Annotated in this window: 10 protein-coding genes; 2 read left to right on the top strand and 8 right to left on the bottom strand. The window is 49.0% G+C overall.

Features of this window, described 5'->3' with window-relative positions:
- Positions 1 to 81: 81 nt before the first annotated feature.
- The 3 genes from AAC007_RS07000 to glyQ form a co-directional block, all read right to left on the bottom strand.
- Positions 82 to 807 carry a lysophospholipid acyltransferase family protein gene (locus AAC007_RS07000; RefSeq protein ID WP_296435106.1) on the bottom strand — a complete coding sequence of 242 codons (726 nt, stop codon included), beginning with the start codon at positions 805 to 807 and terminating at the stop codon, positions 82 to 84.
- Positions 808 to 899: 92 nt separating this feature from the next.
- A complete protein-coding gene (glyS, locus tag AAC007_RS06995; protein WP_339675529.1) occupies positions 900 to 2,987 on the bottom strand; it encodes a glycine--tRNA ligase subunit beta in 2,088 nt (695 codons plus the stop codon).
- A complete protein-coding gene (glyQ, locus tag AAC007_RS06990; RefSeq protein WP_296435108.1) occupies positions 2,987 to 3,925 on the bottom strand; it encodes a glycine--tRNA ligase subunit alpha in 939 nt (312 codons plus the stop codon). The genes glyS and glyQ overlap by 1 nt, the downstream gene beginning before the upstream one ends.
- A gap of 137 nt (positions 3,926 to 4,062) precedes the next feature.
- Between glyQ and djlA the strand changes: the two genes are divergently transcribed.
- Entirely contained in the window at positions 4,063 to 4,845 is a 783-nt protein-coding gene (gene djlA / locus AAC007_RS06985) for a co-chaperone DjlA (protein ID WP_295873349.1), read from the top strand.
- Positions 4,846 to 4,875: 30 nt separating this feature from the next.
- Here the strand turns inward: djlA and AAC007_RS06980 are convergent, their stop codons facing one another.
- Positions 4,876 to 5,163 (bottom strand): YebG family protein, encoded by a 288-nt coding sequence (locus AAC007_RS06980; RefSeq protein WP_295873351.1) that lies wholly within the window; start codon positions 5,161 to 5,163, stop codon positions 4,876 to 4,878.
- Positions 5,164 to 5,320: 157 nt separating this feature from the next.
- On the opposite strand from AAC007_RS06980, the gene AAC007_RS06975 reads away from it, so the two are divergent.
- A complete protein-coding gene (locus AAC007_RS06975) occupies positions 5,321 to 8,098 on the top strand; it encodes a hypothetical protein (RefSeq protein ID WP_339675526.1) in 2,778 nt (925 codons plus the stop codon).
- Here AAC007_RS06975 and AAC007_RS06970 read toward each other — a convergent pair whose 3' ends face one another.
- Genes AAC007_RS06970 through trkA form a run of 4 tightly spaced genes read right to left on the bottom strand, consistent with a single transcriptional unit; the run spans position 8,099 to position 13,497 of the window.
- Entirely contained in the window at positions 8,099 to 9,979 is a 1,881-nt protein-coding gene (locus tag AAC007_RS06970; protein WP_339675525.1) for a bifunctional diguanylate cyclase/phosphodiesterase, read from the bottom strand.
- 47 nt (positions 9,980 to 10,026) lie between these two features.
- Positions 10,027 to 10,635 (bottom strand): methyltransferase domain-containing protein, encoded by a 609-nt coding sequence (locus AAC007_RS06965; RefSeq protein ID WP_339675524.1) that lies wholly within the window; start codon positions 10,633 to 10,635, stop codon positions 10,027 to 10,029.
- A gap of 2 nt (positions 10,636 to 10,637) precedes the next feature.
- Entirely contained in the window at positions 10,638 to 12,086 is a 1,449-nt protein-coding gene (locus AAC007_RS06960) for a TrkH family potassium uptake protein (protein ID WP_295873357.1), read from the bottom strand.
- A gap of 37 nt (positions 12,087 to 12,123) precedes the next feature.
- Positions 12,124 to 13,497 carry a Trk system potassium transporter TrkA gene (gene trkA / locus AAC007_RS06955; RefSeq protein ID WP_295873358.1) on the bottom strand — a complete coding sequence of 458 codons (1,374 nt, stop codon included), beginning with the start codon at positions 13,495 to 13,497 and terminating at the stop codon, positions 12,124 to 12,126.
- Between the last annotated feature and the right edge of the window lie 51 nt (positions 13,498 to 13,548).

Below are 13,548 nucleotides of genomic sequence, written 5' to 3'. Positions count from 1 at the left end.
TTGAGGCGGAGGCCACTCCGCTCTCAAGTAGTTAAACGCAATCCGGTAAACGTATTCTAATAGGGGGCGGGGTTTAGTGAATTACTGAATTAGTTCGCATTGAGCCTCTATCCAGTTTTCTACCTCTAAGCTTAATTCTTTACTTTCTCGACCGGCAGTAGGTATTGCATCTCCGATCACAAGTATCACCGTACCAGGTTTTATTCTAAGTCCCCTCGCCGGCCATAATTTCCCGCCGTTGTGGGCGATTGGCAATACCGGAACCCCTGCCTCTATAGCTATGCCAGCACCACTGCGGGCATATTTTCCCCGAACGCCAACAGGCGTCCGTGTTCCCTCGGGAAAGATAAGCACGTTATAGTTATTTCGCAGCCTCGATAGACCTTGCTCCATAGTCTGTCTAATCGCTGCGCGCGGATTACTGCGATCGATACCAATTGCATTCATCATTCTTAAGGCCCAACCGAAGAAAGGAATGCTAAAGAGTTCGCGTTTTACCACAGTAGCAACAGGGAATAAAAACCACTGTAAGTAGAATGTTTCCCACTGGCTTTGATGCTTTGCCATGGCCACGTAAGGCACTGTTGATGGTAGCTTGCCTCGCACCTCCGTTTTCACGCCGCAGCATATTCTCAGCCAAAGAATAATTGCTGCGTTGCCTAAAACAAAATAACGTCCGCGAACATGAAAGGGCAGGAATGAGGTGAACAGCAAGCCAGTAGTGCAAATAAAAACGGTGATTAAGGCGTAGCCCGTAAAAAAAAGCACAGAGCGGATTGTTAATATGCTGTTTACAATAAAGGCCATTCCCGATTCTCGTTTGGTGTTGCGGTGAGTTTTATGCCCACCGCAAGATAACTATTTACCACCCCTCCCCCATTTTTAGTGAGGGAGGAAAATCATTTACCTACAACTAATAAAGAAATATCCGCCACTTCTAGGAATAGCCCCTGAAGTTGCTTGAGTAAGGCGAGGCGGTTCTTACGCAATCCATCATCGTCTGCGTTGACCATGACCTGGTCAAAGAAGGCATCCACACTAGTCTGTAGCGACGCCAAAGACTTCAAGCCACCTTCGTAGTCGCCTGCAGCAAACAAAGGTAAAACCTTGTTTTGTTGCAGTAGCAATTGCGCCGCAAGTGTCGACTCCGCAGCCTCGACTAGTAAATCAGAGTTTATAGTGTCTGCGATTTCACCATCGGCTTTAGCGAGTATATTAGATACCCGCTTGTTGGCAGCAGCAAGCGCAGCGGCCTCTGGCAGTTGATTAAAGGTGTGTACCGCATTAATACGTTTGTCTATGTCGAGCGGTTGACTTAGTTGCTTAGCACTCACTGACAAGAACACTTCTGCCGATATGCCCTGGTCTTCGTAGCCGGCGCGTAAGCGATCAATAATGTAAGTAACAACAGTGGCCTTTAACTTTGAATCACTGGCGAACTTACCGTGCTTTGCGATGGCTAGATCAACTAAATGAGCAAGATCCAAGTTGAGACCTTTTTCAACAATGATACGCAGTACACCTAGTGAGGCGCGACGCAATGCAAAGGGATCTTTTGATCCGCTCGGTATTTGCCCAATACCAAAAATGCCAGATATTGTGTCAAGTCGATCAGCTAGTGCGAGGACGGTTCCGGTGACAGTTGTTGGCAGGCTATCACCGGCAAAACGCGGCATATATTGCTCGTTCATGCTCAGTGACACATCCTCTGCTTCACCGTCGTTTTGCGCATAGTAATATCCGGCAATACCCTGCATATCATCGAACTCGAGTACCATGTCGGTCACGAGATCACTTTTCGATAGCTCTGCTGCGCGCTTTGCCGCTTCTGGATTGGCGCCAATGAGTTTTGCTATATCGACGCTCAATTCAGCGACGCGGCAGGTTTTGTCATAGATGGTGCCCAACTTATCTTGGAACACGATCGCGCGCAGTTTTTCGCGCTGCTTTTCTAAACTCGTTTTGCAGTCGGTCTCAAAGAAAAAAGCGGCATCGCTTAGCCGTGGGCGTATAACTCGTTCGTTGCCATCAATCACCTTTTGAGGCTCGCGACTTTCGATGTTGGACACTGTGATAAAGTGCGGCATAAGCTTGCTGTTAGAATCGACAACATGAAAGTATTTCTGATGCTCTTTCATTGAGGAAATTAACGCTTCAGCGGGTACTTTAAGAAAGCGTTCTTCAAAACTACCAGCCAATGCTACCGGCCATTCTACTAACGCACTTACTTCATCGAGAAGATCATCGCTAATCACTGTGTTACCGCCGAGTGTTTTTCCCAGCTCAGTAATTTGACTGCGAATAATATCTTGGCGAACCTGGAAGTCGGCGATAACACTGCCCTGCTCTTTCAGAATGGTTTCATACTGATTTGCAGAGCTTATGCGTAATTCTTTGTTGCAGTGGAAACGGTGGCCACGGGTAATATTTGAGGATATTAAATTAAAAATATCTTTCTCTAAGGGCTCTTCACCAAAAACGATAGCGAGCCACTGTATTGGCCGCACGAATTCTGTGCGCGATGAGCCCCAGCGCATGCGTTTTGCTATCGGCAGCGAGTTTAAGGCGGTATCGATAACACTCGCAATAAGGTCTGCGGTGTTCGCGCCTTTTGCGGTAACGCGGTAGCACAGCTTTTCTTGCTTGCCGTCGTTAGCGACGTGCTTGCTGAGTTCATCAATGTCGATGGCATTCTTCTTTGCAAATGCTATCGCGGCATTGGTTGCATTGCCTGCATCGTCAAAAGCGACCTTCACCGGCGGGCCCCAAATTTCTAATTCTTTATCTGGGGAGGTCTCAGCTACATCAGATAGTAGTACGGCAAGTCGGCGCGGACTGGCATAACTTTTTGCGGCAGAAAAATTTATTGCCTGATTCGAAAGCTGCGAACTGATGCTATTGGTGAATGCAGCCGACAAAGTCTTTAAGGCTTTTGGTGGTAATTCTTCGGTGCCGACTTCAATGAGTAAATCGCGATGGGCAGTCATTATTTACTCTCCTTTGCGGCGGCGAATTCTGCGCGTAAATTTTCCGGCGCCAAGGGAAAACCGAGGGCTTCGCGAGCGTTGAAATAAGCTTGTGCTACCGCGCGAGCTAAGCTTCTAACGCGCAGGATGAAGCGTTGTCGCTCCGTTACAGAAATGGCGTGCCTCGCATCGAGTAAATTAAATGCGTGCGACGCCTTCATCACCATTTCGTAAGCGGGTAGCGGCAGTCCCTTTTCGATAAGGCGCTCACTTTCCTTTTCGCAATGATCAAATTGGGCGAACAGCTGGCTGACGTCGGCCTCTTCAAAATTAAAGTGCGACATTTCAACTTCGTTCTGATGAAACACGTCACCGTAGCTGACGTTGCCAGCAGGCCCCTTTGTCCAGACCAAATCGTAAATACTGTCAACGCCCTGCAGATACATTGCAATTCGTTCCAGGCCATAGGTGATTTCGCCGCTAACTGGGTAGCACTCTAAGCCACCGACTTGTTGGAAGTATGTGAACTGGGTAACTTCCATGCCGTTTAGCCAGACCTCCCAGCCTAGGCCCCAGGCGCCCAAGGTTGGCGACTCCCAGTTGTCTTCTACAAAACGGATGTCGTGAACTTCTGGGTCGATACCAAGCATTTTTAAGGATTCTAAATATAGATCCTGGATATTGCTGGGCGACGGTTTCATGATGACCTGAAACTGATAATAGTGTTGCAGACGATTGGGGTTGGTGCCGTAGCGACCGTCGGTGGGTCTGCGGCAAGGCTGGACGTAGGCGGCATTCCAAGTCTCTGGGCCAATAGCGCGCAAAAACGTGGCTGGGTGGAAGGTGCCTGCACCAACCTCCATGTCGAGCGGTTGAAGTAGCACACAGCCCTGCTCCGCCCAATATTGTTGCAATGCCAAAATTAGCCCCTGAAAGGTGCTGACGTCTGCCTTACTCACGGCCTTCCCCACGAAATAAATAAAGAGGTGAATTATACAGATTTGATAGCGGCTGCGTTAAGACTTAGGTGGTTTCTGGTCGTAGTAGCGGTGGACTTGCTATTATCGGCGTTCATATATGCGGGAGACAGGGTGGAATGGCGAAAATAATCGGTGCGATTTTGGGTTTTATGGTCGGTGGCCCTCTGCTAGCACTCCTAGGATTTGTCGTAGGGACATTTTTTGACCGTGGCTTAGGTCAGGCGATGCGCTTTAATTACGGTGCCGAGCGCGAGCGTGTACAAGGCGTTTTTTTCGACACCGTGTTTCGTGTCATGGGTCATATAGCAAAGGCCGATGGCCGAGTGTGCGAATCGGAGGTTGCGCAGGCTGAAGCAATTATCAGCCAGCTGGGTTTAACAGGTGCTCGTCGCCAGGATGCAATTAATAAGTTCAAAGAGGGCAGTGACAGTAGTTTTAAATTAGAGCCGCAGATGTCTGATTTTATGCAGGTGGCAAAAAGTCAGACCTTGCTTCGCCAAATGTTGCTCGAGGCGTTGTTGACCATGGCGCTGGCAGACGGCGAGATGGCAAGCGCTGAGCGGGATATCGTTACCTTAGTGGCAAAGTACTTGGGTATGCCGGCTGCCGAGTTTCAGCGCCTAATAGATATGGTTATGGCGCAGCGTCAGTTTCATAGCGGCGGTTCCGCTCAAAGTAACAGCGGTTTAGAGCTTAAGAAGGCATATCAAGCTATCGGTGTTGAGGAGTCCATATCCGATGCGGAGCTAAAGCGCGCCTATCGCAAGCTAATGAGTCAGCACCACCCAGATAAGCTAATTGCTAAAGGTGTTCCTGAAGATATGTTAAAAATTGCAACGGAGAAGGCACAGGAAATTCAGGCAGCCTACGACTTAATTAAGAAAAGTCGCGGCTCCTGATGAGATTCAGCCTTTCTGGTCAGCTTACAATTAGCTGGCTTGGGCTGACAAAGGGCGCACATTATCGACGGTTTGCGAGTCTATTTCCTCGAGTGCCTCTACCCTACCCTTGCAGGCTTGCATAATAGCTTCTTTGTTTTTGGCGAGGAAAATGCCAAATTCTTCAGCTTTGGTTTCATCAACGTCGGGAATATGTTGTTGCAGTAATGCACTGAAACCCTCTGCTAACTCCAACATTTTGTCGTAGGCGTCGGCATCTTTTTTGTTGTCAAACATACTGTTGTCCCTATCGCACATCCACTTGGCTACTACCGCCATATTTCACCTCGTTTGATTTTTTAAGATATTAACTCTGCTGTGCACTGTATATAAATACAGCTTTTCTTGCAAGGCTCAATACATAAGTACGAGGAATTAATAATATTGTCACAGCGTTTCTATACCCTCACGCGGAAGTCCGAGGGAGCTACGTGTCATGTCTAAGTATTATGTAGGGGTTTTATTCATACTGCTGCCAAGCCTGTTAATAAGTGCTTGTGGTGGTGATAGTGTTTCTCGAGTTGCGAGCCCCGTTGCCGTTGACTCAAACAATGAGAACCCAAGTCCGAGTTTATCTATAGCAAGTGCTAGTGAAGTTGCATCTGGTGCTATCAATACTCTGCGGGCTGAACCAGGCGCAGGTAGTCAATCGGGTAGTTGGCATTGGCAATTTGATCGCAGTCAATTAAGCGATGACGATGTGACCGTGAGCCGAGATCGCTTAACTTATCGTGCGCCGGAGGCTGACCAGCCTATAGAGCTGAACTTTAGTTTAGAGCGTCATTTGGACGGGCAAGAGGCTCAAGCGGCAACGAAATTGGTAGTGGTTTATCCCGCGGGTGACGAACGTAAAAGGCCATTTGTCGATGCTGGGGTAGATCTAAATACTGACGAAGGAGCCGTCCTTACCTTGGGCGTTGTGACATCCGCTCAAGGAGGACGAAGTATTCGGTCAATTCAATGGCAGCAGCAGTCTGGACCTTCCGTCGATATCATTGGGGCTGCAGATCAGGATACTTTAAAAATACTGCTGCCACAGACCGACTCGACTCTCACATTTGTATTTCGTGTTTCCGCTAAAGATAGTGCGGGGTTCATTGGGTTTGATGACATTAAAATTACGGTATTCGACACCATTGTAAACGCGTTGCCGGTGGTTGATGCCGGCGTGGATATTGGCGTTGACGCGAACACCGTCGTTGTTCTTACGGGTAGTGCAAGCGATGGCGACGGCGAGATTAGCCGTGTTCGGTGGCAAGCTTTAGCGCCGTATGATCATCTTATTATCGATATGGCGGATACGCTTACGCCATCACTGCGGACTCCAAATGTAAGTGAGGATAGCGCGCTAGAAATACGCCTGACGGCGACGGATGATAAAAACGGAAGTAGCAGCGATAGCGTATTTATCTCTGTTCGCGCGGTTGTAAATACCGCGCCAGAAATAGCTGAGGCCTATGTTGACCCTGGTGTTGCCTACAGTGGCGAGTCCGTTGCTTTGGTAGCTAGCGCGCAAGATGTGGATGGTAATAACTTAAGTTATCACTGGCGCCAGCTTGTCGAGGCGGAGCGGCCGTTAATCTCCATTACACAGGGGGTGAATGGTCGCGCCAGCGCAATTTTACCAAGCTTTTCCGACCCCTATATTTTCAAGCTGGAGCTCGCCGTAAGTGATGGTCGCGAGACGGTAAGGCGTGAAGTCAGTTTTCAGGGCGTTGCTACTCAAAAGCCGCAAGCTAACCTTGTATCTTGTCTGTCCGCGCCGTTTCAAATTGGCTGTCCCCTGTCACCGTTGGCGCCTGTGTTGAACCCAGATTCCTTCAGTGCCTGTGCTATTGACCCCACCAGCAGCGAATGTATTTTCACTAAGATTGCCGGTCCCGCTGTTTTGGCGTGTATTGATACACCTAGTCCAGAAACCTGCGGTAAAGCATTCGCGAGCCTAGCGGATCCTAGCTATGTTTTAGAACAGCTCGGCGAGGAAGACTCGGCAGGAAGTTGCAATCCCGCATTTGACGGGCGCAGTTATGAGCACTATATCGGGGCCTTGCATGAGCACACGGCGTATTCAGATGGAACCTATTTCACGCGTCCCGCAGATGTATTTGCACGCGTTAAAGCAAAGGACTTAGATTTTGCCGGTAGTTCAGACCATTCAGACAATATCGGGCTTCCACTGACGACTGGCCGTGGTGATTGCCCACCGGAACGAATTTTGGATTGCTTAATTTTTGTAGATGCGAATAACCGCGGTGATGCTTTTGTAAAGTGGCGAGCCACCCAAGAGCAAGCTTTGGCCGCTAGCGATGATCAGTTTACCGCCTTCCGTGGGTTTGAGTGGACATCCGATAGGTTTGGCCATGCCAATGTGTTTTTTTCGCGGAATATTATTAACGCTAAAACAGGACCAGGGTACTTGCTTACTATGGCGAGGTTCTGGGAATGGTTTAGCTATCCTGCTCAGTTTGGTGGCGGCTCTGACGGATTGATTAGTTTTAATCACCCTGGACGGGAAGACGCGATAGAAAGTATCGCGGAAAACTTGGGTGGCGATCCGGGCTTTGCCTTTAATGATTTCCGCTATGTTAAAGCCGCAGACTTTCGCACGGTGGGTATTGAAGTGTTTGGCAAAGGGAGTGAGTACGATAGCGATGGGCCAGCGGGTAGTTGGTTGAGTTACGCTTTGGATAAAGGTTGGTACTTGGCTCCGGTGGGTTCCGAAGATCATCATGACACGCGCTGGGGCGACGCCGATCTTCCAAAAACGGTATTGATTGCGCGATCTCGACATCGTGATGATCTTCGCGAGGCTATGTTAGCTCGGCGCTTTTATGCGGTAGCGCAGAACTACAATACGCTTCGTCTAGATTACAGTATTGATGGGCAGCCAATGGGGTCACGGCTGCGCCGAGTACTTGCTAGTGAACTTGCCGTCAGTATTACCCTTAACATAAACAGTAGTGATGTAAGCGCGCCGCGGTTTGAGTTGGTGGGGCCACGCAATACCGTACTGGCTAGCTCTACAGGTACAGAGTGGCGAATGAATTTAAAATATAGCTCGGACTTAAAATATGCATTTATTCGGGTGTTTGACGGTGAGAGACCGGTAGCGGTCTCAGCACCAATTTGGATACAAGAAGGCGAGAAAGCCTTGCCCATATGTGAGGTACCGGAAGTCTGGAAGGACCAGCCTGCGCTACTTCCATCGCTATAATTAGACGTGTTGCGTGCGTTGTATTTCGGCGTAGCGTGTTGCCCAAGACACAAATTGCTCCGCGGGCAGCGGCGGCGAATAGAGGAAGCCCTGAATCATATCGCAGTGCCGCTCACGCAGGATGCGGCGCTGATTTAGGTTTTCCACGCCCTCCGCAATTACCGTCATATTAAAACTGTGGCCCATGGCAATGATCGCATTGGTAAGGGTCACACTGTCATTGCAGCTGTCGATGTCGTGAACAAAGCTGCGGTCAATTTTTAATGTGTCGAATGGATAGCGTTTTAGATAGCTTAGCGAGGCGTAGCCGGTACCAAAATCATCGAGCGATAAATGAACCCCTAAATTTTTAAGTTGCGCAAATGTATCGCGAATTTCCGGCGTGTCATTTATGAGCAAACCTTCGGTAATTTCTAGCTCTAACTGCGCGGCGGGAAGACCGCTTTGTTGCAAGGCATAGCGAACGTTTTCAACAATGTCGCCATCAGTAAATTGTTTTGCAGAAATATTAATTGCAACAGTTAACTGCGGCAAACCGGATTTAGACCATGACACAATTTGCTTGCAGGCATTTTCGAGTACCCATTTACCAATGCCGACAATTAAACCACTTTGTTCGGCAACGGGAATAAATTGATCCGGGCCTGGGTTGTTCAAATTAGCATTTTGCCATCTAAGTAGGACTTCAACCCCCCTTAGCGTGTTGCTCTGTAAATGGATGACGGGTTGAAAGTAAAGATTAAGTTCATTGCGGTCGATGGCATGACGCAGTTGATTTTCCATCTCTAGTCGAAGTTCGGTTTCGCTGCTCATACCCTCTTCATAAAAACTAAAACGATCGCCGCCTTTTTCTTTGGCACTGAACATGGCCGCCTCCGCCCGCCGCATTAACAGGGGGGCGTCTGAGCCATCTTCGGGGTATTTGCACAGACCAATACTGGCGGAAAGATTAATTTCGTTGTGATTGATATAAAACGGTTCTCGACAGCGATCAAGCAAGGTTTCTGCAAGAATTTCCGCCTCATTTGTACAGCATTCTGGATTTAAAATAATTAAGAATTCGTCGGCGCCCAAATGCGTAAGGACCTGATCGTCACTAACGCTGCGCCTAAGTCTCTCTGTGGTTTCAATAAAGATTTTATCAACCACTTGGTGGCCCAGAGAGTCATTGATAAAGCGAATACGATCCAGATCGATATGAATAAGAATAAAGCCTTTATCGATATCGCTTTGGTCATGGATAGATGTCTGCAAGGCACGCAGGGCGAAATGTCGATTTGGGAGACCGGTAAGTACATTGTAGTTTTCGCGTATAAATAATCTATCTTCGATGGCTTTGTGTTCAGAAATATCTTCTGCGCGAATAGCAACCCGGGTCAGCTGTCCGCGTTCATCTAAAATAGGGGTTATGGTCGTCGCGAGGTATTCGTTATTTTGCGAGCTCCCAAAGCGCAGTTCACCGCGCCATTCGCGGTTGTCAGAAATTGCTTGCTGCACAAGTAGGCGTGTCTCTTCTGGAATAGTATCCTGCCAAATTTTTGTCAGCGAAGCTTCATCGTAATTGCTCGTTTTCATTTTTTGAAATGAGGCGTGATGGGTATTGATAAACTCAATATTAAGTTTGTCGTCTAAGAGCAGCAGCGCTGAAGAGCTATGTGCAATGAGCAAGCGCTGTTGTTCGTTTTTTAGACGTAGTTGATCGCGCAGTTTGTATTGACGATCTAAAGTACGGCAAAAAAGTAAGGAGATGGTGCTTGTGCAAGCGATAAGCGTTGCCAGCATGAGTAGAGCAGGGTTGTATGGTGTTTCCACGACAAAATACGCCACTGCTGATAGGGCGGCGGATACGATGAATGCTATGGCGAGAACAAGATACGGCATTATTTGCTCTTTTAAGATTGCCTAAGTACAAATACTCGGCAGCTAGATTAGTTAGTATTGCGGTCTGTTATTTTTCTTGCAACTAGCATTGCTACCGGCTTGTTGTTTTGCAGAAGCCTTGTTTCTTGATAATAGCGTATTTCTAAATCTTTGAACTGTGCGCGAAGTTCATTTTCCTCAAGATAGTAATTCGAATTTCTAGGCCCAGTATCTATTACCTCCGATCCTGTGGCCTTAGTCTGCACAAAGGTTTGATAAAATAGCAAACCACCGGGCTTTAGTGCTTTTTCGATCGCTTGGAATAGTGGTCGGTACAAGAAATAACTCACCACAATCACGTCGTAGCGCTTGTTACCGAAACCATCATTTTCAATGTCTGCACAGCGCCCTGTTACCGCCAATTTGTGCTCGTTGGCGTAGTCATTTAGCTTGGAGATCGCGATATCTGATATGTCTACTGCCTCGCACTCTAGTCCGTGACGAGCAAGCAAAAGGGCGTTTCGCCCTAACCCACACGCCAGATCGAGGGCGCTGCCCGTTTGAGGCGCTAAGGAAATATGTTGCTGTAACACCTCGCAGGCGGCGCCAGAAATTTCGCGGTCACTGTGGCGTTCATTCCACTTCAGTCGGCTGGCTTCGCTATTTGCGTTCGGCATGTCTAGCGGCGCCAGAAAGAAGGCATGAGTAGTACTAAGAGGGTGAAGATCTCTAAACGTCCTAACAGCATGGCGTAACACAGAATCCATTTGCCGGTATCGCTCACGCTGCGGTAACTGGCTGCAACTTCACCTAGTCCAGGGCCCATATTGTTAATCGCGGCTGCAGTAGCCGAAAATGCGCTGATGGAGTCGAGGCCGCAGGCCATCATCGCGAGGGTGATAATGATAAAGGAGATCATGTAAACGCCAACGAAACTCCATATCGCGCTGACAATTTTGGCCTCTACACGGTGACTGCCTATTTTTAAGGGAATAACGGCGTTGGGGTGAATGAGCTGCTTCATCTCCCGAATTCCTTGCTTGGCAACGAGCATAACGCGAACGGCCTTCATACCGCCGCCGGTTGATCCTGCACAACCCCCGATAAAAGACAGCATAATGATGGCTACGGGCAAAAAGCTTGGCCATATTGAAAAGTCTTCAGCGCCGAAGCCCGAGGTGGTGATAACGGAAATCGTATGGAAAATGCCGTGAATAAAGCTGTCCTGAAGCTCGTAGGTGCCGCTGTAAAATAGATAGACCGAGATGGTGAGCGTGGATATGCCAATTATGGCCAGATAAAAGCGGGTTTCAGCGTCATTTAAGTAGTGGCGTATTGAGCGTGATCGCCACGCGTGAAAGTGGATGGTAAAACTTAGCGCCGCGAAAAGCATAAATCCGCTGCAAATCATTAGTATCAAGGGGCTTTGAAAATAACCCATGCTGGCGTCGTGGGTCGAAAAACCGCCGATGGCGACCGTGGAAAATGAGTGCGTTAACGCGTCGAAAAAGCTCATACCGGCCAGCCAATAGGCCAGCGTACACACCAAGGTGAGTGACACGTACATTAGGAATAGCGCTTTCGCGGTGCCGGTAATCCGCGGTGTGAGCTTATTGTCCTTCACCGGCCCTGGCGTTTCGGCGCGATACAGCTGCATGCCGCCGATACCCAGTATGGGTAGAATCGCGACCGCGATAACGATGATCCCTATGCCCCCCAGCCACTGCAAAAACTGCCTGTAAAATAAGATAGATATGGGTAGCTCATCTAAGCCGGTTATTACCGTGGCGCCGGTTGTTGTAAGGCCCGATATAGACTCAAACACCGCATTGCTAATTGATAGACCTGGGTTGTCAGCGAGATAAAATGGCAGCGCACCGAACAGGCCGAGTACGGTCCAGAACAGCGACACTACGAGGAAACCATCGCGAATGCTTAGTTCACTCTGTTGTTTGAGGTTCCCTATCCAGAGCGCCAAGCCACTGCTGAATGTCACGGCAAAGGCGGTGACAAAGGCATTCAGCGCGCCGTCGCTCAGCCAGAGAGAGAGGATGGCTGGAACTGCCATCGTCAGGCTGAATATCATCAGCAGCACGCCGATAATTCGACAAATGATTCTTAGATGCATAGATTCGTGCCCCAGCTAGTGGGGAATTTCTTTGTCATTAGAAGAAGGTAAATCCGACTTGGAATAGCTTCTCTACCATTTTGATTTTGCTTTTATCAACGAGGAATAAAATCAAGTGGTCTTCAGACTCTACTAATAAATGGCTGTGGGCGATCATCACATCATCACCGCGTACCAGCGCACCAATGCTTACGCCGTCTGGCAGCACAATTTCATCGAGTCTGCGGCCCACTACTTTAGAGGAGCGATTGTCGCCGTGGGCGATAATCTCCAATGCTTCTGCCGCGCCACGCCGCAATGAGTGAACATTGTAAATATCGCCGCGGCGGACGTGGGTGAGTAGGCTGCCGATGGTAATTTGCTGTGGAGACAGCGCGATGTCAATGTCGCCTCCCTGTACCAAGTCGACGTAAGCCGGGTTGGTAATCAGGGTAATTACTTTTTTGGCACCCATGCGCTTGGCGAGGAGTGACGACATGATATTGGCTTCGTCGTCATTGGTAAGTGCCAGAAACACATCGGTTTCTTCTATGTTTTCCTGCGCGAGTAAGTCGTGATCAGAGGCGCTGCCATGTAGAACGATGGCTTTTGATAATTGCTCTGACAAGGCGCGGCAGCGATCATAACTGCGCTCAATAATTTTCACGTGATAGCGGCTCTCTACCGCTCTGGCAAGGCGCTCGCCAATATTGCCGCCGCCGGCAATAACCAAGCGCTTATAGGGCGTATCTAAACGGCGAAGTTCGCTCATTACCGGCATCACGTTCTTTTTGGCGGCAATAAAAAATACCTCGTCGCCGGCTTCAACCACGGTGTCGCCACTGGGTAGAATCGCTGTTCCGCGCCGGAAAATAGCGGCGACGCGGGTGTCGATGGTGGGCATGTGATCGCGAATAGCGGCGAGCTCGTTACCGACCAATGGCCCACCGTAGTAGGCTTTTACGCCAACTAGCTGAACTTTACCGTCGGCGAAATCGAGAACCTGCAGTGAACCGGGGTACTGTAATAGGCGCTTAATATAGCGAGTCACCAGTTCTTCTGGGCTGATAAAAACGTCGATGGGTATGGCGTCGTTGCCGAACAGTTTTTCCACATTTGTGTAAGCGTTTGAGCGGATTCGAGAAATTTTTGTGGGTGTGCGGAACAGGGTGTAGGCCACCTGACAGGCGACCATATTAATTTCGTCGCTATTGGTCACCGCGATCAGTAAGTCGGCGTCTGCCGCACCAGCTTTGGCTAGCACATCGGGGTGGGAAGCTTGGCCTGTTACTGTGCCGATGTCGAGACGATCTTGCAGCTCCCTTAGGCGATCGGGGTCTTTATCAACAACGGTGATGTCATTGTGTTCACTGGCGAGGTTCGCGGCTAATGTGCCACCTACCTGCCCCGCGCCGAGGATAATGATTTTCATTGTTCGAAGTCGCCTGCGCTGCCTGTTATCGGTTTCTACCTGATAAAAATA

Origin of the sequence: uncultured Zhongshania sp., from assembly GCF_963975605.1 — a bacterium.
GTDB classification, from domain to species: Bacteria; Pseudomonadota; Gammaproteobacteria; order Pseudomonadales; family Spongiibacteraceae; genus Spongiibacter; species Spongiibacter aquimaris.
The sequence above is the reverse complement of the archived record's forward strand: the minus strand, read 5'-3'. Positions and strand labels throughout refer to the sequence as shown.